Origin of the sequence: Mesorhizobium neociceri (genome assembly GCF_013520985.1) — a bacterium.
In the GTDB taxonomy this organism is placed as follows: domain Bacteria; phylum Pseudomonadota; class Alphaproteobacteria; order Rhizobiales; family Rhizobiaceae; genus Mesorhizobium; species Mesorhizobium neociceri.
On the sequence record NZ_JACDTY010000008.1, the window covers coordinates 203,093 to 229,513 of the forward strand.

20 protein-coding genes are annotated in these 26,421 nt (G+C 61.8%); 12 read left to right on the top strand and 8 right to left on the bottom strand.

Annotated elements, in window-relative coordinates:
• Positions 1 to 2: 2 nt before the first annotated feature.
• Complete coding sequence (gene lptF, locus H0241_RS18265; RefSeq protein WP_181059040.1) at positions 3 to 1,202, bottom strand: LPS export ABC transporter permease LptF; 1,200 nt, start codon at positions 1,200 to 1,202, stop codon at positions 3 to 5.
• Positions 1,203 to 1,571: 369 nt separating this feature from the next.
• Between lptF and H0241_RS18270 the strand changes: the two genes are divergently transcribed.
• From H0241_RS18270 to H0241_RS18305, 8 genes are all read left to right on the top strand, one after another.
• On the top strand, positions 1,572 to 3,062 hold the full coding sequence (locus H0241_RS18270) for a leucyl aminopeptidase (RefSeq protein ID WP_181059041.1): 1,491 nt from the start codon (positions 1,572 to 1,574) through the stop codon (positions 3,060 to 3,062).
• Positions 3,063 to 3,069: 7 nt separating this feature from the next.
• Positions 3,070 to 3,519, top strand: coding sequence for a DNA polymerase III subunit chi (locus H0241_RS18275; protein ID WP_181059042.1), 450 nt, complete (start codon positions 3,070 to 3,072; stop codon positions 3,517 to 3,519).
• 142 nt (positions 3,520 to 3,661) lie between these two features.
• Positions 3,662 to 4,603, top strand: coding sequence for a 3-oxoacyl-[acyl-carrier-protein] synthase III C-terminal domain-containing protein (locus H0241_RS18280; RefSeq protein ID WP_328824747.1), 942 nt, complete (start codon positions 3,662 to 3,664; stop codon positions 4,601 to 4,603).
• Positions 4,604 to 4,605: 2 nt separating this feature from the next.
• The gene (locus tag H0241_RS18285) at positions 4,606 to 5,598 is read left to right on the top strand and encodes an NAD-dependent epimerase/dehydratase family protein (RefSeq protein ID WP_181059044.1); all 993 of its coding nucleotides are present in this window, start codon (positions 4,606 to 4,608) and stop codon (positions 5,596 to 5,598) included.
• Positions 5,595 to 6,419 carry an MBL fold metallo-hydrolase gene (locus H0241_RS18290; RefSeq protein ID WP_181059045.1) on the top strand — a complete coding sequence of 275 codons (825 nt, stop codon included), beginning with the start codon at positions 5,595 to 5,597 and terminating at the stop codon, positions 6,417 to 6,419. Before H0241_RS18285 ends, H0241_RS18290 begins: the two co-directional genes overlap by 4 nt.
• Positions 6,416 to 7,672: a F390 synthetase-related protein gene (locus tag H0241_RS18295; protein ID WP_181059046.1), complete on the top strand. Its 1,257-nt coding sequence runs from the start codon at positions 6,416 to 6,418 to the stop codon at positions 7,670 to 7,672. Before H0241_RS18290 ends, H0241_RS18295 begins: the two co-directional genes overlap by 4 nt.
• The gene (locus H0241_RS18300) at positions 7,669 to 8,802 is read left to right on the top strand and encodes a GNAT family protein (RefSeq protein ID WP_328824748.1); all 1,134 of its coding nucleotides are present in this window, start codon (positions 7,669 to 7,671) and stop codon (positions 8,800 to 8,802) included. Before H0241_RS18295 ends, H0241_RS18300 begins: the two co-directional genes overlap by 4 nt.
• Entirely contained in the window at positions 8,799 to 9,803 is a 1,005-nt protein-coding gene (locus H0241_RS18305; protein ID WP_181059048.1) for a Rieske (2Fe-2S) protein, read from the top strand. The genes H0241_RS18300 and H0241_RS18305 overlap by 4 nt, the downstream gene beginning before the upstream one ends.
• A gap of 19 nt (positions 9,804 to 9,822) precedes the next feature.
• Here H0241_RS18305 and H0241_RS18310 read toward each other — a convergent pair whose 3' ends face one another.
• The 3 genes from H0241_RS18310 to H0241_RS18320 all read right to left on the bottom strand — a co-directional run bounded on the left by H0241_RS18310 (position 9,823) and on the right by H0241_RS18320 (position 15,402).
• The gene (locus H0241_RS18310) at positions 9,823 to 10,980 is read right to left on the bottom strand and encodes an ATP-grasp domain-containing protein (RefSeq protein WP_181059049.1); all 1,158 of its coding nucleotides are present in this window, start codon (positions 10,978 to 10,980) and stop codon (positions 9,823 to 9,825) included.
• A 280-nt stretch (positions 10,981 to 11,260) separates the two neighbouring features.
• Entirely contained in the window at positions 11,261 to 12,037 is a 777-nt protein-coding gene (locus H0241_RS18315) for an OmpA family protein (protein ID WP_181059050.1), read from the bottom strand.
• Between the two features lie 89 nt (positions 12,038 to 12,126).
• On the bottom strand, positions 12,127 to 15,402 hold the full coding sequence (locus H0241_RS18320; protein WP_181059051.1) for a DUF6212 domain-containing protein: 3,276 nt from the start codon (positions 15,400 to 15,402) through the stop codon (positions 12,127 to 12,129).
• A gap of 157 nt (positions 15,403 to 15,559) precedes the next feature.
• Between H0241_RS18320 and H0241_RS18325 the strand changes: the two genes are divergently transcribed.
• Entirely contained in the window at positions 15,560 to 16,573 is a 1,014-nt protein-coding gene (locus tag H0241_RS18325) for a glycosyltransferase family 2 protein (RefSeq protein WP_181059052.1), read from the top strand.
• A gap of 38 nt (positions 16,574 to 16,611) precedes the next feature.
• Here the strand turns inward: H0241_RS18325 and H0241_RS18330 are convergent, their stop codons facing one another.
• Both H0241_RS18330 and H0241_RS18335 read right to left on the bottom strand, forming a co-directional pair.
• Complete coding sequence (locus H0241_RS18330) at positions 16,612 to 16,899, bottom strand: hypothetical protein (protein ID WP_181059053.1); 288 nt, start codon at positions 16,897 to 16,899, stop codon at positions 16,612 to 16,614.
• A 163-nt stretch (positions 16,900 to 17,062) separates the two neighbouring features.
• A complete protein-coding gene (locus H0241_RS18335; RefSeq protein ID WP_181059054.1) occupies positions 17,063 to 19,642 on the bottom strand; it encodes a DUF6212 domain-containing protein in 2,580 nt (859 codons plus the stop codon).
• A 337-nt stretch (positions 19,643 to 19,979) separates the two neighbouring features.
• On the opposite strand from H0241_RS18335, the gene H0241_RS18340 reads away from it, so the two are divergent.
• The 3 genes from H0241_RS18340 to H0241_RS18350 all read left to right on the top strand — a co-directional run bounded on the left by H0241_RS18340 (position 19,980) and on the right by H0241_RS18350 (position 24,063).
• Positions 19,980 to 20,498, top strand: coding sequence for a hypothetical protein (locus tag H0241_RS18340; protein WP_235984337.1), 519 nt, complete (start codon positions 19,980 to 19,982; stop codon positions 20,496 to 20,498).
• Between the two features lie 517 nt (positions 20,499 to 21,015).
• The gene (locus H0241_RS18345) at positions 21,016 to 23,262 is read left to right on the top strand and encodes a sulfatase-like hydrolase/transferase (protein WP_181059055.1); all 2,247 of its coding nucleotides are present in this window, start codon (positions 21,016 to 21,018) and stop codon (positions 23,260 to 23,262) included.
• Positions 23,263 to 23,475: 213 nt separating this feature from the next.
• Positions 23,476 to 24,063, top strand: a complete 588-nt coding sequence (locus H0241_RS18350; RefSeq protein ID WP_181059056.1) for a DUF995 domain-containing protein — start codon at positions 23,476 to 23,478, stop codon at positions 24,061 to 24,063.
• 198 nt (positions 24,064 to 24,261) lie between these two features.
• Here the strand turns inward: H0241_RS18350 and galE are convergent, their stop codons facing one another.
• Both galE and H0241_RS18360 read right to left on the bottom strand, forming a co-directional pair.
• Complete coding sequence (gene galE, locus H0241_RS18355; RefSeq protein WP_181059057.1) at positions 24,262 to 25,341, bottom strand: UDP-glucose 4-epimerase GalE; 1,080 nt, start codon at positions 25,339 to 25,341, stop codon at positions 24,262 to 24,264.
• Positions 25,342 to 26,379: a UDP-glucuronic acid decarboxylase family protein gene (locus H0241_RS18360; RefSeq protein ID WP_181059058.1), complete on the bottom strand. Its 1,038-nt coding sequence runs from the start codon at positions 26,377 to 26,379 to the stop codon at positions 25,342 to 25,344.
• Positions 26,380 to 26,421: the final 42 nt, after the last annotated feature.

Here is a 26,421-nt window from a genome sequence, read left to right on the forward strand (position 1 = left end):
CGTCAGGCTCCCTGGCCGGATGTGTAGCGCCGGGTGAGGCGCAGCTTGAGCGCCGTCCAGCCATCGCTGACCCGGCTGGCGAAATTCGTCATCCAGTCGGTCCAGCGATCGGGCAGTTCCATGCTGCGCGAGGTGACGATGAACCAGATGGCGACCGCCGAGGCGACGATCGGCACGCCATAGACCATATAGGCATATTGCGGGATTTTGTCGGCCTTCCCGCCGGCAAAGAAGCCCAGCCAGCGCACCAACAGCGCAATGGCAATGGCTGTAATCAGCGGGTGGATGCGCGCCTCGCGGTGCGAACGCGCATCGCCTGCCACGGCAAGCGCGATAAGCGCGAACACCAGCGAGTATGACCATTCGGAAAAGCGCTGGTCGAGCTCGGCCTTGTAGGCGCCGGGCCTGCGCTGGAAGATTTTGTCGTTGGGGTCCGGGTTGAACAGGTACTGCGTCGTTCGGTCCTTGGGCAGGAGCAGGATGTCGTTCGCCGCCGACATGAAGGCGGACAGGTCGAAGGCGTAGGAGGTGAAGCGGATGACCGACAGGTCGCCGGTCAGCGACTTGCGATGAATGACGCCGTCATTCATCATCAGCACCTTTTCGTCGCCCTTTTCGACGACGCTGCCGCTCTTTGCATAATAGATCAGATTGGCGCCTTCCTCGCGCGAATCGGCGACGAAGATGCCGCCAAGCCGGTTGTCCGGCAGCCGCTCGCCGATCTGCAGGAACAGCCCGTCGTCGATCTTGCGGAACGTGCCTTCCTGGATGATCAGCGACAAAAGATCGGCGCGCGAGGATGCGATCAGCTGGCGGTTCTTCTGCCTGGCATAGGGTTCGACGCCGTTGTCGACGGCGAAGGAAAAGACGCTGGCTGCCAGCGCGATCAGCAGGACCGGCCGCACAATCGTCCAGCGCGAGGCGCCGGCGGCGTTGATGACGGCCAGTTCCGAATCGGAGTTCATGACGCTGAGCGTCTGCGCAACAGCCACCACCAGGGCGAACGGCACCACGATCGGGATGATAGTGGGGATGATGAGTGCCGCGACCTCGAAGAAAGTCAGCGCCGATTGGCCGCTGTCGGTGACGAGGTCGATGCGGGCGAGCACCTGGGTCGTCCAGACAATGGCCAGCGTCCAGATTAGCGCCGCGAGAAACACCGCAAGCGTGCGACGCATGATGTAGCGTTCAACGACCTTCATGTAAGGCTTTTCTCGATTTGCCGAACGGCATCATGCCCGCAGACAAGGTAGTCGTCCGGCTGCGCCTGTACAACTGGGTGTGTTTGGCCATTTGTCTCAGGCGGATCCGACTTCCATCCCACATCGCCCGTCCCGCGGGCCGGAGTGTCGGCGGCAATGGATAAGAAAGGGAGAACATCGATGGTTAACAATAGGTTGCGGCAGGAAAGCGGGGCCGTGCCGCGACGAATCGTCATCGATTCCACAGCGCATATGGGCCCCGATTCCGGCAAAGTCTTGCCAAATGAAGGAAAACGACCAAATGTCGCGCATCTTCCCTGAAAACGTATTCTCCCTGAAAATCCGAGCCGTTTCCGAAAGCAGGACCTGATGACTTTGAGACCGTTGATCGCCTTCGCCAAATTTGCCGCGCCCAAAAAGGGCAGCGTCTTCGTGCTGGCGGCCGACGATGGCGGTCTTGGCGAACCGGCAAAGGCCTGCGACCCGGCCGGAACGCTGGCGCGGGCGTTTCCCGTGGCGGATTTTTCCGGAAAATTCGCCAGCGTCATCGAAGTGCTGGCGCCGCAGGGGACATCGCTCGACAGGCTACTGGCGGTCGGCACTGGCAAGGTTGCCGGCCTCGATGACTTTGCCTGGCTGAAGCTTGGCGGCACCATTGCCGCGTCACTGCGCAAGGCGACCGAAGTGGCCGTCATTCTCGATGTGCCGGGCGCAAAAATTGGCGGCAGGCAAGCGGCGAACCTTGCCGCCGGCATCATTCTGCGCAGCTACTCCTTCGACAAATACAAAACCAGGAAGGACAAGGAAGACGCCGAGCCGAAGAAGCCGATCAAGGTGACCATCCACACCGCAGATCCGGCCGCCGCGAAAAAGGCCTTCGCCGACGAAGTGGCGGTCATCGACGGCGTGCTTCTCGCGCGCGACCTGGTCAACGAACCCGCCAATGCGCTCGGCCCGGTCGAATTCGCAGCCCGCGCCAAGGAACTGGAAGCGCTCGGCGTCGAAGTCGAGATCCTCACCGAGAAGGAAATGAAGAAGCTCGGCATGGGCTCGCTGCTCGGTGTTGCGCAAGGCTCGCCGCGCGGCGCCCGCATGGCCGTCATGCAATGGAAGGGCGGCAAGGCCAAGGATGCACCGGTCGCCTTCGTTGGTAAGGGCGTCACCTTCGACACCGGCGGCAATTCCATGAAGCCGGCTTCCGGCATGGAAGATATGAAGGGCGACATGGGCGGTGCCGCGGCCGTCATTGGGCTGATCCAGGCGCTGGCCGCGCGCAAGGCGAAAGCCAATGTCGTTGGCATCATCGGGCTGGTGGAAAATGCCGTCGACGGCCATGCCCAGCGCCCCGGCGACATTGTCACCTCGATGTCGGGCCAAACCATCGAAGTGCTCAACACCGATGCCGAAGGCCGCCTCGTGCTGGCCGATGCGCTGTGGTACTGCAACGACCGCTTCCAGCCGAAATTCATGGTCAATCTGGCGACGCTGACCGGCGCCATCATGGTCGCGCTCGGCCAGCACTATGCCGGCCTGTTCGCCAACAATGACGAACTCTCGGACAGGTTGACGGCGGCCGGCCAGGCGACGCAGGAGCGGCTGTGGCGCATGCCGCTCGGCGCCGAATACGACAAGCTGATCGATTCCAAGAACGCCGACATGAAGAACATTGGCGGTCGCTATGGCGGCGCCATCATCGCAGCGCAGTTCCTGCAGCGCTTTGTCAAGGAAACACCCTGGGCGCATCTCGACATCGCCGGCACCGCGATGGGCTCGCCGCCGAGCGAGATCAACCAGTCTTGGGGCTCGGGCTTCGGCGTCAGGCTGCTCGACCGCCTGGTGCGCGACAATTACGAGGGATAGGGCTGATATGGCCGATGTCCTGTTCTACCACCTGACCGAATCGACGCTGGAGGATGCGCTGCCCGGCCTGCTCGAGCGCAGTGTCGATCGCGGCTGGCGCGCCGTGGTGCAGACCGGAAGCGAGGAAAGGCGTGACGCGCTCGACCAGCATCTGTGGACATTCAGGGACGATTCCTTCCTGGCGCACGCGACCGACCGCGAAGCCTATCCCGCCGAGCAGCCGATCCTGTTGACCACAAGCGACGTCAATCCCAACCAGGCGCAGATACGCTTCCTCGTCGACGGCGCAGCACCCGCCGATCTCGCCGGCTACGAACGTGCAGTGTTCCTGTTCGACGGCCATGACGCAGCCCAGGTCGAAGGGGCTCGGACGCATTGGAAGACATTGAAAGAGGCCGGCCACGCCGTGACCTATTGGCAGCAGACGCCCGACCGGCGCTGGGAGCGCAAGGCTTAAATGCTTTGCCGGCGCGTCTTGAAAACGACGCTGTTATGTCAGAACGATCCGATCTAAGGATTGCGAAAAGCGCGACTCACGCGGCGGGCTGAGAATGCGGGTCAAGATCATCGGAACCGGCCGAGCCGTGCCGGCTCAATGCGTGACGTCACGTTCTCTCGATGCGCGGCTTGGGCTTGATGATGGCCATCTCGAAGCTGCCACCGGCGTTATCGAACGCTATGTCTGCGAGGCCGAGTCGCAGGTCGACCTGGCCTGCGCGGCGGCGCGCCTCGCGCTTGCCGACGCCGGGCTCGAGCCTATCGGCATCGATCTCGTCATCGGCGGTTGCGGCGTGCCTTACCAGCCGCTGCCGTCGACCGCGCCGCTGGTCATGCAGCGCCTCGGCCTGGCGGATGGATCGGCCGCCGCCTTCGACGTCAACAGCACCTGCCTCGGCTTCCTCACCGCCTTCGAGACCGCATCGCGGCTGATCGAGGCCGGGCAATGCCGCACCGCGCTGGTGTTTTCTTCCGAGATCGCCTCGCGCGCTCTGCCGTGGCAGGACCAACCGGAAATCGCGGCCCTGTTCGGCGATGGCGCGGCGGCAGCGATCCTGCAGCAGGCAGCGCCCGGAGAGGGCAGGGTAGCGGCCAATCTGATGCGCACCTACCCTTCCGCCTACGACGCCTGCAGCATCGGCTCCGGCGGCACGCGTTTCGACTTTCATCGCCAGCCGGAGGAATTCGCCCGCCACAGCCTGTTCCACATGGATGGTAAGGAGTTGTTTCGCGTGACGTCACGCCATTTCAACGGCTTTGTGGCGGAGTTGCTCGATCGCGCCGGCTGGCAGCGCGACGATGTCGACCTCGTCGTGCCGCACCAGGCAAGCCCGTTCGCGCTCGCCCACATGACGCGTCAGACCGGTTTTGCCACGGAAAAGCTGATCGACATCGCCGCCCGCCACGGCAACCAGATCGCCGCTTCCATTCCGTTTGCCCTTGATGTCGCGCGCCGCGAACGGCGCATCGCGCAGGGCACCAAGGTGCTGTTCCTCGGCACCTCCGCCGGCGTGTCGTTCGGCGGCATGGCGCTGGAAGCTTGACCGTGGCGCGCGTGCTCGTCACCGGCGCCAGCGGTTTTCTCGGCGCCCATGTCCTGACGCGGTTGGCGGCATTGGCCACACCGGCGCTTGGCGTTGGTCGCGACGCCAAACGTTGCGCGGCGCTCGAAGCCAATGGCCATAAGGTTGTTCGCCTCGATTTGTCTCAACCGTTCGATAGGTCAGCCGATCGCGCGCTCAACGGCGTCGATGCGATCATCCATTGCGCGGCCCTCTCGGCGCCCTTCGGCAGGTTGGCGGATTTCGAGGCAGCCAATGTCGTGGCAACCCGCAACCTTGTCGATTTCGCACGTCGGCAAGGCGTGCGCCGCTTCGTCCATATCTCCAGCCCGACAGTCTGTTTTGCCTATCGCGACCAGCTCGGCGTCAGCGAAGATGCTGGCCTGCCTCCGCCGGTCAACCACTATGCCCGCACCAAGCGGCAGGCCGAGGAGATCGTGCTGGCGGCGCCTGAAACCGGCCCGGTGGTGCTGCGTCCGCGCGGCATCTATGGCGTCTGCGACCGCACCCTGCTGCCGCGCCTGCTGCAGGTGGCGCGGCAGCGCCCGCTGCCGCTGTTTCGCGACGGCAAGGCGCGCATCGATCTCACTCATATCGATGACGTGGTCGATGCCGTGCTTGCTGCCCTGTCAGCTGGCAGCACCGCCGAGGGGCAGATCTTCAACGTCTCCGGTGGCGAAGTGGTGCCGGTGCGCCGCATTGCCGAGGCGGCCTGCGCCCGTGCCGGTGTGCAGCCGCGCTGGCGGAAAATGCCGCTTTTGCCCGCGATGCTGGCGGCCGGGTTGGCCGAGACGGTGGCTGAGCTTCTGCCCGGCCGGCCTGAACCGCCGGTGACGCGCTACGGTCTTGGCCTGTTCGCCTATGCGCAAAGCCTCGACATTACCAAGGCTGGCCGCATCCTCGGCTGGGCGCCGAAAGTGTCGTTCGAGGAAGGGCTCGATCGCACATTCGGCAAGGCGATGGAGGGAGCGGCGTGAAGATCGTCTTCGCCAACAGTGCCTCTGTCAGCGCGGCCGAACGCCTGATCCTGCGCGGCGGCAGTTGGACGAAGGTCAGGCTGCGTGTCCGCTACGGGCTGATCCTGCATCCGCAAACCGGACCCGTGCTGATCGACACCGGCTATACGCCGCACGTGACTCAAGGCAGCGAGCGCAGCACGGCGCTGCGTCTCTACAGTGCGATCCTTCGGCCCGAACTCAACGAGGCCGAGCAGCCGCAGCCGGTGCTCGCGCGTTTCGGCCTGTCGCCGGAAGATGTTCGCACCGCCATCGTCACTCATTTCCATGCCGACCACATGTCCGGCTTGTCTCTGTTTCCCAACGCCCGCTTCATCGCCAACGACGCTGCCTGGGCGCGGGCAAAGGCCAAGACGGCGTGGCAGAATCTGCGCCATGGCGTGTTCAAGGAACTGTTCCCGCATGGCTTCGAGACCCGGCTCGACGGGCTGTCGTCGAAGCAGCAAATTGAGTCTCGTGGTGATGTGCCCGGTGGCGCTGATCTGTTCGGCGACGGCAGCGTTGTCGCCGTCGATCTGCCCGGCCATGCCGATGGCCAGTTCGGCCTGTTGTTCCCCAACATGGATCGGCCGCTGCTCTATGCCGTTGATGCGCAATGGCTGATCGCAGCCCTGGTCGAAAACCGGACGCCCGGTCTGCCGGCGACCCTGCTGGCAGAGGATGCCGCCGCGCTCGAGCCGACGAGCGCGATGCTGCGCCGGTTTCTGGCGACCGGCGGCGAGGTCGTGCTTTGCCACGATCCGGCGGCGACGGCCCACGATCTCTCTGGAGAAAGCGCGTGAACGGACCGGCCGAGGCGATCGGCTCGTTTGTGTTGACACAATGGCTGTCGCGCAAGAGCCGCAAGAACTTCGAGGGCTGGCAAGCCAGAGCCTTGCGCCGCTTTCTCGACCGCGACCTGCCGCGTGCCCCGTTCTATGGCAAGGCGCCGCGCCATCTCGGTGATCTGCCGGTGACCGACAAGGCGACGGTGATGGGCAATTTCGACCACTTCAACATTCATGGCGTCTCGGCCGCTGAGGCCTGGAAGGCGCAGGCCGGCGATGGCCGCATCGGCGATCTGACGGTTGGCGCCAGCACCGGTACGTCGGGCAATCGCGGTCTGTTCGTCATTTCCGAGGCGGAGAAATACCGCTGGCTGGGCACGATCCTGGCCAAGGCCGTGCCCGATCTGCTGTGGCGCCGGCGGCGCGTGGCGGTGATCCTGCCGCAAAACACCGGGCTCTACGACAGCGCCCGCAAATCGCGGCGCATCGACCTCGGCTTCTTCGACCTGACGCGCGGGCCGGAGGACTGGCGCGCAGCGCTCGAAGATTTCGCGCCGACGGTGATCATCGCGCCGCCGAAGATCCTGCGGCATTTCGCGGCCGAGCACTTCCGGCTCAGGCCGCAGCGCGTCTTTTGCGCCGCCGAAACGCTCGACCCGGTCGACCGGCCGGTGATCGAGACATTCTTCGGCCGCCCGCTGGACCAGATATACATGGCGACAGAAGGGCTGTTCGCCGTCACGTGCCGAAAGGGTGGGCTGCATCTGGCCGAGGATTCTGTGTTCTTCGAGTTCGAGCCGGCCGGCGATGGCCTGGTCATGCCGCTGGTCACCGCCTTTCGCCGCCAGACCCAGATCATGGCGCGCTACCGCATGAACGATCTGTTGCGGCTCTCCCAAACACCGTGCCGCTGCGGCTCGCCGCTGCGCACAGTGGATGAGATCGTCGGCCGCATGGACGATGCCTTCCGGCTCGCGTCGCCGCACGGGCAGATTCTTGTGACGCCCGACATCCTGCGCAATGCTGTGTTGAAGGTCGATCGGCGCATCGACGATTTCCGCCTGGTCCAGACCGCGCCCGATGCGATCGAACTCAGCCTGGCCCCCGGGCTTGCCGACGAAGCCGCTATCGCCGCGCATCAGGCCGTGCGCACGCTGCTGGCGGCGCGCCAGGCGACAGCGACGGTCAGTCTGGTGCGCAGAGACCTGCCGCTGGAGACCGGCCGTAAACTACGCCGCGTCGAATGCCGGTTGGGAGCGGGGCCGTGAACCAGCCTGCCGCATTGCCGCGAGAGCAACTGGACCGGGTGGAGAACAGCCCGCACGATGTCGACGCTTTCGTGCGGCTTTTCAACGAGGTGCCGGTGCGCGACCTCGTCCGCAATCTGACGGTGGCGGTCGAGACTTTCGAGAGCGCCGACCGCTGCTTTCCGCTGACGCTGAACGACAGAAGCGAAGCGCCGAATTGTTATATCTGCTGCCCGTCCAGCGCCTATATCGACTACGCCATCGACGAGACCCGCAACTTCGTCTCCTCGCCCTTGCTTCAAAAGGCGATCCGGATGCTCATCGGCCTGTGCGCGCCGCTGGTCAGGGCCAGCGGCCTCGACCATCAGGTGCAGGTCAACAACTGGCTCTATTCGACCAATCCGGTCCCACTGCTCGACCGCAAGACGGTCGCTGCGATCCGCGACGATCTCACCGCGCGCTTTCCCGATCGGGCCATCGTCATCCGGTCGCTGAACGAGATCGCCGATCCCTCGACCATTGCGGCGCTGAAGGCGGAACGGTTTCGCCTGCTGGCGGCGCGGCAGATCTACATCTTCACTGAGCGCGGTTCGGCCATGACCAATGACATGAAGCGCGACCGCAAGCGGCTGCGCATGACACCCTTCGAGACGGTCGGCGATGCTGATTTCAGCGAGGCCGACTATGCGCGCTGCGAGGCGCTCTACCGAATGCTCTATCTCGACAAATACACGCCGCTCAACCCGCACTACACCGCCCGCTACATCAGCGAGATGCATCGTCGCGGCATTCTGCAACTGGCGGGCCTGCGTCGTCCCGGCGGCGACCTGGTCGCCGTCACCGCTTTGTCGAAGAACGGCAGGACACTCACGCAGCCGATCGTCGGCTATGATACCGGCCTGCCGGTGAGCGAAGGCCTCTACCGCATGATGATGGCGCTGGCGCAGGACCATGCCATGGCGCATGGCCTGTTCTTCAACATGAGCGCTGGCGCCGCCGCCTTCAAACGCTTACGAGGCGCCGTGGCGACAGTCGAATACAACGCCGTCTATGCCGGTCATCTGCCGCGCCGCCAACGCGTGGCGGTGCGGATCATGGAATTTGTGCTCGCGAGGATCGGTATTCCGTTGCTCAGGAGATTTGAACTTTGAGCGAAGCCCGGCAGCAAAAAGACAAAGACTATTGGCAGGCGGTGGTGCGGTCTGCCGATATCGAAGCCAAGCCGAAACGCATCCTGTTCGATGGCGCGCCGCTGGTGCTGTTTCGCTCGGCGCAAGGCATCGCCGCCCTGTTCGACCGTTGCGCCCATCGGCTGGTCGAACTGTCGACCGGCAAGGTCATCGGCGGCGAGATCGAATGCCCCTATCACGGCTGGCGCTACAATGGCGAGGGACGCTGCACAGCCATTCCCGGCCATGTCGGTGACATCCCGCACTATCGCGTCCGCCGCTACGCCGCCATGGAGCGCGACGGCGTCGTCTTCGTCTCGTCGGGCGCGCCTGCGGCCGAGCCCTATCTCCACTGCATGCAGGGCAAGGACGTCGTTGTGAAGCGCGTGCGCAGTTCGGCGCAATCGACGGTCCTCGACGCCGCCGAGAACATTTTAGACGCCACCCACACCCATTTCACCCATAAGGGCGTGTTGCGCGGCCTCACCGCAAAGCGCCATCTCGTGCGCGTCGAGGTGACCGGCGGCGAGGGCTGGGTCGAAAGCTGCTACACCGGCGAGGACCGCCAGCAAGGGCTGGTCAGCCGTCTCCTGGAAGGCGAGCGCGCCAGGACCATCGGCCGCTACCGCCATCCGGGCATCGTCGAACTCGAATATTGGGGCAAGGGCGGTCTGGCGCTGGCGACCACCTTCCATTTGCGCCAAGCGGACGAGCGGACCGTCGAGGGCGTCGGCTGGCTCATCGGCCCGCGCCAGGGCCTGTTCGGCGAGCTCAAGGCGCTGGCCTTCCGGCCGCTCTTCGCCTTCGCGCTGCAGCAGGATCGCCGGGTGCTGAAATCGGCCAGCGACAATGCCCGCATCCCGCCGCAAGTGCTGTCGGCGATCGGCCCGCTGGATTTCCTGCGCCGCGACATTGCGGCGATCATGGATGGCAAGATGCCACCGGCGGCAGCTGAGCCGCGGGTGTACCAGATCGAGCTGTAAGAAAACTGCGAGATCTCTTCTACGTCTGATCCGGTCCATTCCACTCGATATCCCGTGTCGACGCGGCTTGCAGGCTGATGCGCTGGCGCCGTGCGGTGCCGGCGATCTCGGCCAGAGCGCGCCATTGCGCTTTCTTCGGCGCGGGATCATCCGGCCAATCGAGCAACTCATCGGCCTCGCGCATAGTTTGGTGGAAGCGGCCAAGGCCACCGGATCGCAGCGCCGCCGGCAGCCCGTAGATCCACATCGCCAGCCGCACCGTCTGCAGCTTGGCGACATCAGCCTTCACCTCCGGACCGCCGTCCAGCACGGCGTCGGCAAAGCGCTGCGGATCGCGAAAGAAATGCAAGCCACTCACGGCGCGGGGATTGCACTCCAGCGGCAGCACCGTGCCGTCCTTCTCGCGCATCAGGTCGAAGGAGATCTGGCCGGTCCAGCCTGTGCCGGCGACGAAGGTCTCGACGAAGCGCCGGGCAGCCGCATCCTCGATCGGCTCGAAACAGATGCCGGCGCCTTTGCCGGCGCGGTAGAGCGAACGGTAGAGCGCCAGCGCCTTGAGCCTGCCGTCCAGCCCCACCGCATACGCACTGATCTCGTCGCCGGCGATGAAGCGCTGCGCCACCCAGGGGGCGGCGGGTGAGGGGCGGACGGCGTCGAGTTCGCCTGGCGCTGGCCGCAGCAGTACGTCACGGGCAAAACGCGACCACACCGGCTTGAACACCAGTTGGCGCGAACGATCGCGCACACTCGCGAGATCGGTATCGCTTTGCAGCAGTGTCGTCTCCGGCACGTCGAGGCCAAGGCTTTGCGCCAGCCGGATGAAGACATGCTTGTCGTGGACGCGGGCAAGCATCGCCATGTCGGGCGCGAACAGGCGGGCCGGCATGGCGCGGTCTCGCCAGATCTGGCCGAGATAGAAGACTTCCTCGCAGGTCGGGATGACTGTTTCCACGCCTTCAGCTCGGACAAGCGCTTCCACGGCCTTGGCATAGTCGTCGGCGGCAAAGCGTGGCGGCGGCAGGCGATGGTAGGCGGTGCATGCTGTGCTCGCCGCGGCGATCGGCCGGGCCGGACTGTCGGCCAGGATCACTCGCCGCCCGGCGCCGTGCAGCAGTCGCGCCAGATGCAGCGCCACCGGCGCGCGGGCGCCCGTGACCAGCACTGTGCTACCTGTCATCGAAAACCTGCATCAAGCCCGCCGTCCATCGCGACTCCCTCAGTCAGGCTTGCGCGAAATCGGCGGTGTTGACAACGTCCCGATGCAATCGGCGCCAGGTGAAGCACGCCGTCATCGAGCCGCCGGCTATGCCCGGGGTCCGTCGGCGGTCAGCGCATTCGAGCTTGGTCTCGACATGCTGCTGGATGAGATGGAACGCCTGCGCGACAGCGCCAACACAAGGTAACTGTCAGGCAAGGCGCGTCAGAAAGGCGCCGGCCAATCCAGATTTCGCGAGCCGTTACATCAGGGATGCGGTTGCCAGACGACTGCGAACGACGTTCGGCTTCTGGTCGCCAACGTACTCGACGTTCGTGTCCACCAGACGGTCGCTGTCGATCCCGGCCGCGGTCAAGATGTCCTCGATCGCCTTCACGCGCTGCTTGGCCAGTTCCTTGTTCGTCTTTGCAGCGTCGGCGCCGGTGAATTCCTTGGCCGCTAAAGCCGTCAGTTCGACGTTGCAGCGCGAGTCTCGGATGCTGGCGGCGAACGTCTCAAGGTCGGCCTTGATCTGCGATGAAATCACATACGACTGGCTATAGAAAAACAGGTCGACCTGCACAGGGCTGCGCTTCTCATATTGCCGGCAGGATATTCCTTGCTTTGGCAGCGTGTACAGTATCGCGCTCCGCGCCGTATTGGTGTCGGCGGCGCCGTCGTCAACCCAATGCGAAAGCGCCAGCACCATTTCGGGCTTGACGCCTTGCGCCTTGAGAAAATCGCCGGTTGCATTGAGCCTGCGACCAGCGATGTCGTAGGCTTTGCCGTAGTTGCCTTCCTTACTCGCCGTTGCGTAGAGCCGGTAGCCGCAATCGTGCCCGGCATCCTTGATGAAAGCTGCCAGGGCCTTAGCGGATTCCCCGGATATCTTGCCGTCGCTCTTATCGAACAGGACGCGGTACGAGTTCCACTGGACGCATTTCGGCCCCACGTCGCGTTCCTGGGCGATCGCACCGAAAAATACTGCGCTGCCGACAATGATAATAAGGGCCAGAACAAGACTGAATGACTTCTTCATCTTCTGGCACCTCCCTGAACTCGCTCAGTTTAGTACCGCATTCAGTTCTTCGACAAGGTAACGTTCTCGCGATCGACGACGCCTGCCTGTCAGTCCCACACCAGTAACAGCTTGCGCCAGAAAGCGTTGGACGGCATCGGCTTCGAGCCGCGTGGCAATCGGATTGCCAGATAGATGGTCAGCCATTTGCGATCGATCTCCCGGATCGAAACTTTCAGGTCATGCAGTTCGAAAGGTCTCGAAACGCGCGTCCATCCGGAGAATGACAAGGCGCCGACAGGAGCATCGTGTTTCCACACGAGCTTTTCTTCCTGCCTGCCCAGCGCCATGGCGAACTCGAATGGGGATGCGTCATCGTGAGCGATCTCCACCGTCGCGACGACACTTCTGGCAAAGGCCGGGAAGGCCGAATTGAGGGCGGCAACAACCGGGCCATGCGTGTTCGGCCGCAGGAATATGCCGCCATTGTCGCCGGCGATGAGCAGCGTCGGCAGCTCGGACGGATGGTTGGTCACAAGCGTCGCACGCTTCAGCTCATCATTGGTCATTCGACGCATGCGTTGGCGCTGTTGCGGTGCGTTGAGGCGCGGGCGCTTCGCGTCGGTCGAAACGACATGGCGGATCTGGACGCTCGAAAAGCCGCCGAGTACGCGCGCGTCCGGGCGACTGCCGCCGCATTTGACTGCAAACAACAAATCGCGCCGGCCGGTTGCCGGCGAACTGACGGTCGCCCCTATCTCACGCGCCTCGTGCCGTCGGCTGACATCAGCCCAACCGCTCCCGCTCCCATCCTCAAGCAGCTGGGCGAGATTGCTGAAGGTCTGGTTTTCCGCGTCCACGATCGCGAGCTGAAACTGCGCGGAGCCTGTCAGTTCCTCATCGAGGTAAACCCAACAACTCGCGCCTATGGCGCCCGGCGGGCAGACGCCTTTCAGCAAAGCCATGGTGACGTTGCTGCCCTTGGCTTCGAGGAACAACTGGTCCGGCGATTGTTCGACATAGCTCAGCAGGTCCGGATCGGCGTCCGGATACGAACTGACATGAGCCAGGCGCATGGGCTCGGCGGAAAGATACTGCTCGCGGTAAAGTGAGGAATGCAACTCCGGCACGGTCTCTTCAGTCGCCGCGTTGAGTATTTCAACCACACCCAGGGCGAAGTCGGTTCGTCCTGCATGGGCGAGAAGCGAAATTGCGGTATCCGCTCTGCCTTCGCGTGCCGCGATCTCGGCCAGCAACTGCATTGCGTCTGCGGTATTAGCGGGACCAGTGCTCAATCTGAGATACCGCTCGTCGTTGACCCGCAGTTCCAAATTCCAGAGGTTGAGCTCCTTCTCATGATTGTCGGTGTTCGAGCTGATGCCGAGTTGCACGAACATGTCCGTTTTCGCGAATCTATGCTTTCGAAAGACAGCGATGATCGGCTTGCGATTCCTCAACCACTCGGCATTTCGATTCATGCCCGTCGGTGCCGACCGGTACCAATAGAGCGGCTCCGGGACGGGGACGATCTCCAGGCCTGCCAGGTCCGCGCGAAGGAAAAACTCCCAATCGCTTGCGGAAAACCCCCGCTCTTCGTTCAAGTAACCTATCTTGTCGAACACCTCACGCCGGAACATCGCATTGGCATCGCCATACGGATTGTTGAGCAAGGCGATGTCCGTAGGCCCGCCGACCGGGAAGTAAAGCATGTAGCCGCTCTTGGTGTCCGGCGGCACGAAGGGCTCGTTGAGCCACTTGGCGAAGGTCGTGCAGATATCGGCGCCGGAATTCTGCATGCCGGTGACGAACGTACTGACGGCGTTTGGGAACAGCACGTTGTCGTCGTCTAGGAACAGGATCAGTGAACCCTTGGCGGCGCGGATTCCCGTGTTGCGCGCCTTGCCGAGGAAGCCGTTCTTCTGCCGGATGATCCGCCAGCCGCGCTGCTCGAACTCCGGCTCGAGCTCCGCCAGCAGATTAATTGCATCTGGATCGGTGCTGCCGTCATCGACGACGATCAGTTCGATGTTGGAATAGTCCTGGCGTCGAACCGAGGCAATCGCCTGCGGCAACAGGCGCGCCCGGTTGTAGTGCGCCGTTATGATCGAAACGAGCGGTGGCCGGCTGCGGCTGCGGCTGGAGACCTTACCGGGATCACGGGAGAATTTTGCGTGCAGTCTGCTCCAGGCTTTCTCGCGCGCTTCCCGTTTTTGCAGAGGCTTTGCCGGACCAAACGATCGGCTTTCCAGCGCAGACGCAATTTTGGCCGCGATGGCGGAAGCTGACGCCTCCATCATGACGGCGTCAGCCGACTTCGGATGGAGCACGTCACGTATGCTGCCGACATCTGTCGCGACGAACGGAATCTCTTCGTCGAGGCACGTCATCACTTCCAGCGGGAGCTGAGCCGCTGAGTGCGTCATCGCCACCAGCGCATGACTCTGCCGCAGGTACCTGTAGATATCAGGCTCATCTCGAATGGGCAGGAGCTTCAATTTGAACGGCCATTGCCGCGCACGCCGAACGATCATGCCGCCCGAATGCTCGCCCAGGACATGACCAAACACGCCGACAACGGTCACTGTCAGATCGGTGACGCCGCTGTCGGCCAGACGATCGAGCGCATCGCAGAACAGCGTCAGTCCATCACGCGCCTCTGTGCCTGAGAAATGAACCACTTCGGCGGCGGGCCGCTCTCGCGGCGTGTAGTGATCGACAGCGAAGTTCGAACGCCACTCCTCCGGCTCAAGGGGCGCAGCAATGTGATGGCTGGCGGGCAGCTTCCATGCCGCCTTGGCCATCCAGTCGAGCAGCGACTGGCCAGCGATGACAAGATGGTCGCACGTCTCGGCCGACGTCTTTTCCATGTGCGCGACGGTCATCTGCTCTTTTCGTTCGACCGCCCGGGAATTGGCTTCCAGCTTCCACATAAGCGGCTCATGCGCGAGCACGACGATCGCAGGAGGGTCGGGAAAGACGCCTGTTCGCTTAGCAAGGGTAGAGAAATGCGCCAGTCCGCCTTCAAGCGCAAAATAGACGACGTCGAATGCGTTTTGCTTGAGGTAGTGGTAGACAGCCAATGAGTTCTTGTCGCTGGAATCCATGCCGCGCAGCAACTCGGGCGACTGCGGCAACAATTCGAGCCGCACCAGGAAATTGTCGAAGCACCATTTGCGTAGCCTGGCGATTTCCTGATCGTCGGGTTGGCTGCCGAGCGGGCTCGGCGCCCAAAGCAGCGTCACGGTGTCACCGGTTCCCGCCAGATGCTGCGCCAGCGCGTAGGTCACCGATCCGTGATCGCCAGTAACCGTCGAGCCGAACTCAACCTCCGAAACGACACACACATTGCGAGGCTTCTGGCTTGCCTGTCGCTTGCCCTTGGGCATAGCGCCTGCCTTGGAACCAACGCTCAATGAGTCCCCCTTGTCAGCCCGCTTCGTTTGAAACAGTCTTGCCAACAGTTGGATAACACTTTGATAATCGTTTCGCGGGACTCTCCATACCGCACCTGCCTTTCGCGTAAAATGGCTTGATGACGTTCGGATGGTTGAACTTCGCTCCCCAAAGCATCTCGCGCGACTGGACGACCGGCCGATTGACGTGACCGATGGCGAGATCTTGTGCTTTGTCGGACTGCGCAACGAAGCCAAATTGCTGCGGCAACTTCTCGACCACTACCGCGGCCTCGGCGTCGATCGCTTTTTCTTCCTGGACAATGGCTCCACGGACGGGACGCGTGAGCTGATCCTGGAGCAGCCGGACAGCCACTGCTTCCACACGGAAGGATCGCATTTCGCTGAAAACATCGATCCGCCGCGATGGATCAACACGCTCATGAATGTGTTCGGCACCGGCCATTGGTGCCTTTCGATCGACGCTGACGAGCTTCTCGTCTATCCCGATTTTGAGCGGGCGAACCTGCGGCAGCTTTGCAGCTACCTCGATTCGACCGGCGCGGACGCTGTGATAGGCTCCATGATCGATATGTATGCCGACGGCCCGTTGGCCGAATACAGCTATGATGGCACGATACCTCTTGTTGAAGCTTCACCTTACTTCGACCCGGAGCCAGGGTGGATGCGCGCCCGCGACGGTATGTATCCACCCGAGCAGATGTTCGGTGGCGTGAGGGAACGGGTCTTCTGGCACGGCCGGTTCAAGCAAACCTTTCCCCCGTGCCTGACAAAGGTGCCGATCGTAAAATGGGGGCGGGGCACGCATTATCACGTCGCACAGCACACGATCAGCAAGGTCCGATTCAGCGAACTCCGCGTCGCATTGCTGCACTTCAAATTCGTCTGGGGATTTCGCCAGAAATCAGCGTCGTCTCTGAGTGAAAATGCGCAACTCAAGGAGAAGACGCTTGAGGAGCGCGCTGCCTACATGGAGGCCCTGGAGCGCAATCCGAAACTCGCGCTCCGCAATCAAAGGTCTGTCCGCTATCGCGGTGACGCCGCGCAACTGGTGGAGCTCGGCTGGATGAAAACCTCGGAGCGCTATGGCGGATTCGTATCAACCCTCGCCGTACAACACCAAGGTAGCGACTACGCCAACTGACGTGCCCGAATTATTGAAGGGCAAAATTCGGCTGATGCTTATCCGCCGTAGCGGCCGCCGCCTTCACCGTGATCATTGCTCCCATCACCGCCCGCAAACTGGCCCAGACTGTTGAGAGCAAGCGCCTTGCAGGCGGTCGGAGCATTCGGGTAACGGTGCAGATAGTCCTCAAGCGCCTCGATTGTGCCAGTTTTGAGGGCCTGCTCGCATGCGAGCTCGGCTTCCTTGACACCAACATCGATACTCGCCTGCGCCGCGCCTGTGAAAGCGACGCTCAGCCCCAGCAGACTAAGTCCGCCCAAAAGCAACGAATGAACCTTGCGCATAACGCACCCCACACACACAAAACAACCCACTGAAATATTAGCATCTATTAACGTTTTGTCAACCATTTCGGCAAGTTTGGGCAAACGTGGTTAACGCGCGCAATTGGTCGGACCGGGGCCTCGCTGGCGCTCGGAGATTTCATTTGCTTTGGGCGGATCGCCGCTAGTCGCTGAACAGTGTCAGCTTCCGAAAGAAAGCATTGGTTGGAAAACCATTGGACGTTCCAGCGAAACGAACGGCGAGAACGATTGAAAGCGGCATCTTCCGTCGTGCGCGAAGCGCTGCCACCAAGGGATGGCGCACAAATCTGTCTTCGATGCTTATCCAGCCTGAAAAGGCGATCGTTTGCGCGCCGACGTCCTGTTGCCAATCTATGGTTTGGTCGGGTCGAGCAAGGGCGAGAGCAAAATCCATCGCCGGCGCATCGGCATGAGCGATTTCAACGGTTGCTTCCACCTTCCGGAAGAAGGCTGGAAATTGATGATCAAGCGATGCAGCGACCGCGCCGTCCACATGCGGACGCAAGAATACCCCGCCGTCGTCCGGCGCGACAAGCAGCAGCGGGAGAGCCGAGACGCGCGGTGTAAGCAACCGTGCGCTCCTCAGTATGTCGTAGTCGAGGGTGACCGAACTGCCGCCGACATCAGGACGGCCCGGGGCATTGTGGTATGTGGCGGCGGGGCGTCCAAGCAAGGTGGCAGCCGTATCGGGGCGGCCGATCGACCCGGCAATGCTCGCGAGTTTCTCTATGGCCGCATCGCTGTTCGGTTCGATGTCGCACAGCTCCAGATATTTTCGATTGCCGGGGACATATTTCAGGTTTTCGCGAGCACTTTCAATTTCGGACCGGTGCGTGTTCTGGGCGATGGCCAAATGAAACAGCAGGTGGACGTCATCGGATTGGCTCGAGCTGAACGCCTCCATGACGGGAAGCCGGTTGTCGTACCAATTCGACGTCCGGAACATTCCATCCGGTTTCGAACGATACCAGTATAGCGGCTTTGGAATCGTCCTGATCTTGAGACCCGCGAGAGAGGCTCGCGCAAAGAACTCCCAGTCGTGCATGGCGTAGCCGGGTTTTTCGATCAAGAACCCGATCTGCGAGAACACAGATCGGCGCATCATCGCATTCGCGTCGCCGTAGACGTTGTGGATCAGGCCGAGCGCGTCGGGACCACCCAAGGGCAGGTACTGGATCAGCCCGTCGGCGCGATCCTCGGGCACAAAATCCTCGTAGAAGATCAGTTGGAACGCAGTGCAGATGTCGGCGCCCGATGTAGCCATCGCACGCACGAAATGATCGACGGCCTCCGCAAATAGCGCGTTGTCATCGTCGACGAACAGGATCAGCGCGCCACGCGAAGCGCGGATGCCGGCATTTCGCGCCGCGCCGAGATGCTTGTGCGGTCGGCGCAGGATTTTCCATCCGCGCTTACGGAAGGTCGGTTCCAGCGTATCCAGCAATCGCCTGGCTTCGTCCAGGTCGCTTCCGTCGTCGACTAGAACCAGTTCCAGGTGATCGTAGGTTTGCGCCTCGATCGCCGCGATTGCCTGTTTCAGATAGAGTGGCCGGTTGCGATGGGCCATGACGATTGAGACCAGTGGTAACGACCCGGCACTTTTGTCGACGCGCCTGCGCCTGGCCGGCGTCGGCAAATTGCGCGTATCCAGCCAGGACTGCCGACATTGGCGGTCGACAGGCAGCGGGCGAGGCGGGTCATTGAGCGCCGCCGAAATCGCCTGCGCCAACGCGGCAGCGTCAGGATCGACCAGCCGCGGTTGCCTGGCCTGCGCATTCCAGCTCTCGGCGTTCGCGTCGACATTGGTCGCAACGAAGGGCAGTCCCGCCTCGGTACAGGCGGCGACCGCCGCGCCCGTCGACGCGGCGCGGGCGGGGATGACGGCGAGTGCGCCGGTCCGCGCGACGTAGTCGAGCCTTGCGGCGGGGCTTGCGCGCGCCAACAGGTTGAGCTTGAACGGCCACTGCTCGGCGCGCCTCAGAAGCAGTCCACCGCTGTGCTCGCCCATGATCTTTCCGAATGGACCGAATGCGGTGACCGTCAGCTCTTTTGGCGCTGTCGGCGCGATGATGTCGAGCGCGTCGCAAAGCAGCGTCAGGCCATCGCGGAAGCGCCACCCGGCCAAGACGGCAAGTTCTCTGGCGCTTCTCGTCGCAATCGACGGCCGCGCTCCGGCTGGACCGAGACGATCCTGCAACGGCAACATCGGCGTCACTATCGCCTTCTTCACCTTCCAGCCCTTCGACAACATCCACTGTCGCAAGGCGGCCGACACACAGATCGTCCTGTTCGCCATCTCGGCGCAGTATTTCTCCATGTAGGCGACGGCAATCGCCTCGGTGCTGTCCATGAACGCCTTGTCGGCTTCATGTTCCCATTCTTCCGGAGCGTGGGCGACGACCACGATCGGCGGCGCGGCAAAGGCCGCAGTCTCGACCGCAAGCAGCGTGTAGTAAGGCAACCCGCCCTCAAGCGGCGCGTAGACCAAATCGTGGCCGGACCGTTCGAGATAATGCAGCACAGCGGCGGACCGGCTCTCGGGCGTCGCCAGCGAAGGAAGCAACTGATCGGACTTGTCGAGAATTTCCAGTCGCACCGAGGCCGACTCCAGGTCGCGGTGGCGCGCTGCCTCCTCCCCTAGAGATGCTGCATCCCTGCCGGGAACCCATAGCAGGGTGACGTCGTCGCCATCTTCGGCGAAAAGCCTGGCCAGTTCGACCATGGCGGCGTCTTCGCCAGCCTGACCGATTACATTTGCCACGACGCAGACGCGGCGAGGCTTACCTTCCTTTGACGGCCTCCGCTCCTTGCCACCAACGGCCATCCGACTTCCTCTGATCCAATTCCGCCGAGTTCGCTCCGCAGCGCGGTCGATCCGCAATGATGCCTGAGCCGGGTTTACTTTTCAGTGATCATCCTTCTGCGCCATTAGTAAACCAAATCGTCAATCAGGCCCTAAAACGGCTGCACAATCAATCAACTGATACAACTTTAGCGACGCGGAATATTCAATCTTTACGCCTCCCAGCTAGTCATTGACGGCATAGCAGGAGGCGCAAATGAAAACGATAATGAAGTTTCTTGGCGCGCTGGGTTTGATGGGCGCACTGGTCTCGGCAAGCTCCGCGGGAGAATTGCTGCGACCGCGCATCAACCTCGGCACCGGCAATGTCAAGACGATCAGTGGCGATCGCGGTGGCTATGTGATCGACTATGCTATCCGTGCGCTGAAAATGCGCCGCAGCGGCACCTTTGTGCGGTTCAACGGTTCGTGCGACTCGGCCTGCACGCTTTATCTGTCGATGCCCAAGAGCAAGGTGTGCATCACGCAGAACGCGTCGTTCGGCTTTCACCTGCCGTATGGCGTTTCTGCGCGGGGCAATCAGGTGGCCGCGAATTTCATGATGAAAAACTACCCTGGCTGGGTTCGCGGCTGGATCGCCAAGCGTGGCGGGCTGAAGAGTTCCATCGCGAAGATGACATACGCGGATGCGAGCCGCTTTCTGCCGACGTGTCCTTCCGAACAGCGGGGCATGACCGTCGCCAGCCTGAGCCCGACGCGTCTGCGTGGCGGCTGATTGCTGACGCTGTTACTGAAAGATCACGACGGCGGGCGCTCGACGGCGCCCGCCGTCGCCGATTCATACGGCGGGCGCACAGGTGATCAGACAGCTCGCTTGGCCAAAACGCATCGCCGATCAATGCGTTCGGTTAACCAGTTCTCAAGAGAGTTGGTTAACACAAACTTGATTTTGTTGACTCTTTTTTAGCGCAAGCCGATTCTGCGGGTGGGGGTTTGAAGGCTAGCGGCCGTGGTTTGGGCCGAAGCGCAGACTGGCGGCGGGTAATTGTATGAGCATCGGCGGCAATATGGGGTCGGCGCGCCGACCTGAGAGCGGCCTTACGGAATCGAAGGCGAGGACGGCTTCATCGAAGGACTTGCGCTTCCGGCGCAGGAGCCTGCGGATCATTTGCACGGGCCTGCTGTCCTGGTTGCTTTTGGGTGTCTACCGCAGCGCAATCGTTGATCCGCAAACCACGTTTCCTGGCCTTTTGGGGGCCATCCCCAAGGGATTGGCATCGAGCTACTACGACTTGATTGTCGTTACCTCCCTGACCGTGGTGACGCTGATCCTGCTTTTCCTGGCAAAGGCCAGCCGTCTCGGCTCAGCAGTCGTCGTCTTCCTCTTCTATGTTGCTGTCGTGGTCTCTCTGGGCTGGGGATTTGCCAACATCAATCTCGTCAAGATGCTGGGCGAACCGTTCACGTTCCAGTGGCTGGTCTATGGCGACTTCTTGCAGAATGCCGATGCCAGGAACGCGATGGGCGACGCACTCAACATCAAGGACTTCGCGACCCTTTCCGGGTCCGTCATTCTGGTGCTCATCCTTGGCTATGCCGCGGCCAGCTTGTGCCAGCGGCTGAGCGCCGCTGGCTACGGAGCCTTTCTGGGCGTGCTCGTTGTATGTGTCGGCGCGGGCATCGTCGGCACCGGATACCACGTGCGGGCGGAGGCGCTGCCGGCGGCCAAGATCGACAATCCGATCCTGTATTTTGTTGAATCGGCCCTGCTCAATCCAACGCCTGTCGTGCTGACAATGAATGCCAACACCAATGACCCGGATGTCGCAAGCGTTGGCGAGCGTCCGCCGGAAACGTCGACCTTCAAGGCGCCGACGCCAAACCCGATCAAGAACGTGCTGATTTTCATGATGGAGTCGGTGCCATCGAAATACATCGAGACGTTTGGCGGCAAGTATCCGGTCACACCAAATATCAAGAGTTATGCAAAGGACTCCATACGATTCGACAACATATATGCGCACGCACCTTCCACGCATTACTCGGTGTTTTCTCTGCTCACCTCGATGTATAACGACATTTCATACTATGGCATGACCACCAGATATCCTTATCTGCCTCTCGACACGATCTCCAACACCCTGTCCAAGAACAATTTCCGCACAGGGTTCTTCTGGAGCGCGGATTCCCGATTCCAACGCGTCGATGAGTTTCTGCTCAACAAGGGACTGGATGTGATCCAGGACTACCGGGGGCAGAAATGTGGCACCCCGACCTTCAAGCTCAGCTCCGAGCAGTGGAAGAACATGGACTACAACAGCGATCTTTGCACGGCGCAGTCGATCATCGACTGGATGAACAAGGACGAGGCAAAACCCTTCTTCGGCATAATGTTCACCGCGATGACCCATTATCCCTACATCACCGACAGCCCGATGTTTTCGAAGATGGCGCCTTCCTCCGATGGCAACACGCTGGTCCACTACTCGGATGACCAGAAATTCAATGCCTATCTCAACGCCCTGAAGGTCGGCGATACGGCACTTGGCGAGATCCTTGAATCGCTCAAGCAGTCCGGCAAGCTCGATTCGACGCTCGTGGTCATATTGGGCGATCATGGCGAGGCGTTCGGGGAGCATGGCGACTACATTCATGCCAGCGCGATCTACGAGGAAAACATCCACATCCCGCTCATCATGATCAACAAGCACCTCTTTCATGACGAGGTTGCGCACCCGGTCGGCGGCATCATCGATATCGCCCCGACGATCTTCGACATACTCGGACTTCAGCTGCCGAAGCAGTGGCAGGGGCGCAGCTTGTTCAGCGAGCAACGGCCAAACAAGACCTTCTTCTTCAATCCCTGGGCCGGCTTCCTGTTCGGCTACCGCGAGAACGATCGAAAGGTCATCTTCAACGCGACCACCGGCAAGGTGGAGGAATACGACCTCAAGGCCGATTCCGGTGAACGAACCAACCTCTTCAAGGTCGGTACGGGCGACCGAAACGCGCTGCTGCAGCCGATCGCCGGATGGGTGCAATCGCAGAGGCAGCGCGTGGCCGACCTGGTGGCCGCCGCGGCGAAAGCCACAGGACGTTGCTCCATCACCAGTCTCGAGGTCGACGCTGCCGGCGTTAATCTCCAGGGCGCGCCTCGGTTCGACGTCGTGGTCGACGGAAAGACCGTCGCCGAGATCGACGTCCCGGGCAACGAGAGCGCCGCATCGACGCCCGAAGCTGCCGTGGCGGAGCTAATGCAGGCGTCGACCGAGGCCAAGCCGTTCCACATCGATCTCAGCAGCGTGCCGAACCCGAAGACGATCGAGCTTCGCTATATCAACGATTTGTGGGGCGGAGAGGGCAAGCCAGGTGATCGCAACCTGTTCATCAAGAGCGTCAAGGTGAACGGTCAGCTGGTGCCAAACACCAGGCTGCATGTCGACGGGCAGTCTCATGGCTACACCGACGACAACGGGACGGCCATGTACAGCAACGGCTCGCTATGGGTTAGCGGCCCCTTCGTCGAGGGATGTGTATAACGTGCCGCGTGCCTGACCGTCGTCTTCGATCTACAGCCCGTGGGCGCCGCGACAGACACTGTTGGCCTTCCGGTTGACATCTTCGCGTGGCAGTCAATAGCATGCGAAATACTGATGGTTGGGGTGTAGAGCCAGTTGTCAGCGCAGGACGGACCGGGCCCGTTCTTGCGGTATGCTTGGCTGGTCGACGCCCGCTTGGGAAACGAACATCGAATGCGATTGCTCAGCATGACGACCCGGACCGGATTGCCATCTGGATCAGCCAGCGGGGCGAGGCGCCATCGACTTGCCTGGCGTGTCTCCCTTGCGCCCCTCCTGGCCATTTGGTGCCAGATGGCGCTTTGCGGAGCCGCGCACGCAGCTGGTGCTAAAGACAGAGGACCTGCAGATGCCGTTACTGTCCCGACGGCTTTCGAACTTCAGCTTGTTTATGCTGACCGCACGTGGATATGGGATAACGGAGCGGCCTATTTCGGACAGAAGAATCGGCCGGTCCGGGCCTGGACCTCCGAGCAGGACACGGCTTCTGTCGGCGAAGGCAGATGGCATCTGAGCAACGATGGCAAGATGTGCATGGATCTCGTCTGGCGGTCCAAGAACTACTCAGCGCCGATTCGCACGTGTTTCAGCCACCGCATCCGGGGTGGGACCCTCCAGCAGCGCAAGGATCCGGACGGAGCCTGGTACAGTTTCAGGCACTCTTCGGAAAACCCTTCCGACGAGCAACGGAAATTCGAGGAAGGCGATACAAAGGGCGCGCAGTTTGACCAGATCCGTAGCCTGATCGATTCCAAGAGTTGATGCATGCGGCTCAAAGTGCGCAGCGATTTTGGGACAACGGCATGCATGAAGACAAAGCGCGTTGACGGGCTTTGGTTTCAGGCCCTGTCGTGAGGGCCCTCCACGATTTCCAGGGCCGAGCCGTATCAAAGGCTCGCTGAGAGGCCCTCACTCACCTCAGCGAGCCCACGTCCCGACACACGACAAACGGGACGACTACTACCAGCTTTGCGAGCTGGTATTGCTTTCCGATGCATTTGACATGTCTGGCGCAGTTGACCGGCGTCGCTTCGACGTCGGCATCGGAATTGTGGACGCGGCAGCCTCCAGTCCGAAGAATGGTGCGGCTGTCCTGACGATCGTATCGATGTCGGAAAGTTCCGGCATGAAATCGAGATGTTCGCGTGCGCTGGCCGGGTCGGCGTAGAGCTCTGCCGGGTCTCCCGGGCGCCGGGGCCGGAAGACGGCCGGAACCGATTTTGACGTCATCCGGGTGACCGCCTGAAGAATCTCCTTGATGGACACTCCACGTCCGGTGCCGAGATTGACCGACAGGCTTTCGCCACCCGACTCCAGATGCACCAGAGCCTTCAGATGCGCGCGCGCCAGATCGCTGACATGAATGTAGTCACGCACACAGGTGCCATCCGACGTGTCATAGTCCGCGCCGAAAACCTCGATCTCGTCGATCGTGCCGGATGCGGCCATGAGCACTCGCGGGATCAGGTGCGTTTCCGGCGTGTGCCATTCGCCGAGCTCTCCGTCGGGATCGGCGCCGCAGGCGTTGAAATAACGCAGGATCGCATATTTCATTCCGTAGGCGGAGGCATAGTCCCCGATGATCTGCTCGCCCATCAGCTTGGTCCGCCCATAGGGGCTGATTGGATTTTGCGCCGAGGTCTCGCGAATGGGCAGTGTTTCGGGCACACCGTATGTCGCGCAGCTGCTTGAAAAGATGATGTTTTCGATCGAGCTCGCGCGCGCCGCGTCAAGCACCGCGATGGTACCCGACACATTGGTCGAATAATATTCCGCGGGCTCATGAACAGACTCACCGACATAGGCCAGCGCCGCAAAGTGGATTATCGCTTTCGGCTGATACGTCCGGATCGCCTGCTGCAGCGCCTTCCGGTCCTGGATATCGCCGACGACAAGCGGCCCCCAGGCAACGGATCTCTCGTTGCCGCGGCTCAGATTGTCGAAAACGACGGGCAGGTAGCCGGCGGCTGATAACAGCTTGCAGGTGTGACTGCCGATGTAACCGGCTCCACCCGTCACCAGGATTGCCGGCCGGCTCATTTACATCGCAGCTTCTTTGACGGGCGGGCGCGCGTAGAGCAGGGCGTCAAAATACGCCGTGGTATGCGCGAGCCCCTGGCTCAAGCTGATTTTTGGCTCCCAACCGAGATTGTTCCTGGCAAAGGAGATGTCCGGCTTGCGCTGTTTGGGATCGTCGACGGGCAGCGGCCGATGCACGATCTTCGACCGCGAGTTGGTGTATTCGATCACTTGCGTCGCCAGTTCCAGAATCGTGAATTCGGCAGGGTTGCCGAGATTGACCGGGTGCTTCGGTGCGCTCGGTGCGTTCATCAGCCGGATGAAGCCTTCGATCAGGTCGTCCGCGTAGCAGAATGAACGTGTCTGCTGGCCGCTGCCGTAGACGGTCAGGTCGTCACCGTGCAAAGCCTGGACGATGAAGTTCGACACGACGCGGCCATCGTCTGGTTGCATGCGGCGGCCATAGGTGTTGAAGATCCGCGCGACGCGGACATCGAGGCCATACGTTCTCGAATAGTCGAAGAACAGCGTCTCGGCCGAACGCTTGCCCTCATCATAGCAGGATCGGGGACCATGCGGGTTGACGTTGCCGAAGTAGCCCTCCGGCTGCGGATGCACCAGGGGGTCGCCATAGACCTCGGACGTCGAAGCCTGGAATATCTTGGCATTGTTCCGCCGCGCGAGTTCCAGCAGGTTCAGCGAACCAAGCACGCTTGTCTTGAACGTATGGATCGGATCGGCCTGGTAATGCGGCGGGGAGGCCGGGCAGGCGAGGTTGTAGATTTCATCAACCTGAAGATCCAAAGGCAGTGCGTCGACAATGTCGTGCTCGATGCAGGTAAATCGCGGATCGCGCAGGAGGGCATTGAGATTGTATCTTTTGCCGGTGTGGAAATTGTCCAAGGCGACAACTTCGTATCCATCCAGCAAAAGACGCTCGCACAGATGCGAACCTAGAAATCCTGCCCCACCGGCAACCAGGGCGCGGCCCCGATTGGATTTGGCGCCCCTTCGGCTGTTCCCGGACTCGAGTTTCAGAACGTTGACAGATCTACCCATACTCTACCCCTTCGCCCTTACGCACTACTCACGCTACCGCCG

Coding starts and splice junctions, on each gene's coding strand:
- lptF (WP_181059040.1), bottom strand. CDS start 1,202: ATGAAGGTCGTTGAACGCTACATCATGCGTCGCACGCTTGCGGTGTTT.
- H0241_RS18270 (WP_181059041.1), top strand. CDS start 1,572: ATGACTTTGAGACCGTTGATCGCCTTCGCCAAATTTGCCGCGCCCAAA.
- H0241_RS18275 (WP_181059042.1), top strand. CDS start 3,070: ATGGCCGATGTCCTGTTCTACCACCTGACCGAATCGACGCTGGAGGAT.
- H0241_RS18310 (WP_181059049.1), bottom strand. CDS start 10,980: ATGACAGGTAGCACAGTGCTGGTCACGGGCGCCCGCGCGCCGGTGGCG.
- H0241_RS18315 (WP_181059050.1), bottom strand. CDS start 12,037: ATGAAGAAGTCATTCAGTCTTGTTCTGGCCCTTATTATCATTGTCGGC.
- H0241_RS18320 (WP_181059051.1), bottom strand. CDS start 15,402: ATGCCCAAGGGCAAGCGACAGGCAAGCCAGAAGCCTCGCAATGTGTGT.
- H0241_RS18325 (WP_181059052.1), top strand. CDS start 15,560: ATGGTTGAACTTCGCTCCCCAAAGCATCTCGCGCGACTGGACGACCGG.
- H0241_RS18330 (WP_181059053.1), bottom strand. CDS start 16,899: ATGCGCAAGGTTCATTCGTTGCTTTTGGGCGGACTTAGTCTGCTGGGG.
- H0241_RS18335 (WP_181059054.1), bottom strand. CDS start 19,642: ATGGTCGAACTGGCCAGGCTTTTCGCCGAAGATGGCGACGACGTCACC.
- H0241_RS18340 (WP_235984337.1), top strand. CDS start 19,980: ATGAAAACGATAATGAAGTTTCTTGGCGCGCTGGGTTTGATGGGCGCA.
- H0241_RS18350 (WP_181059056.1), top strand. CDS start 23,476: ATGCGATTGCTCAGCATGACGACCCGGACCGGATTGCCATCTGGATCA.
- galE (WP_181059057.1), bottom strand. CDS start 25,341: ATGAGCCGGCCGGCAATCCTGGTGACGGGTGGAGCCGGTTACATCGGC.
- H0241_RS18360 (WP_181059058.1), bottom strand. CDS start 26,379: ATGGGTAGATCTGTCAACGTTCTGAAACTCGAGTCCGGGAACAGCCGA.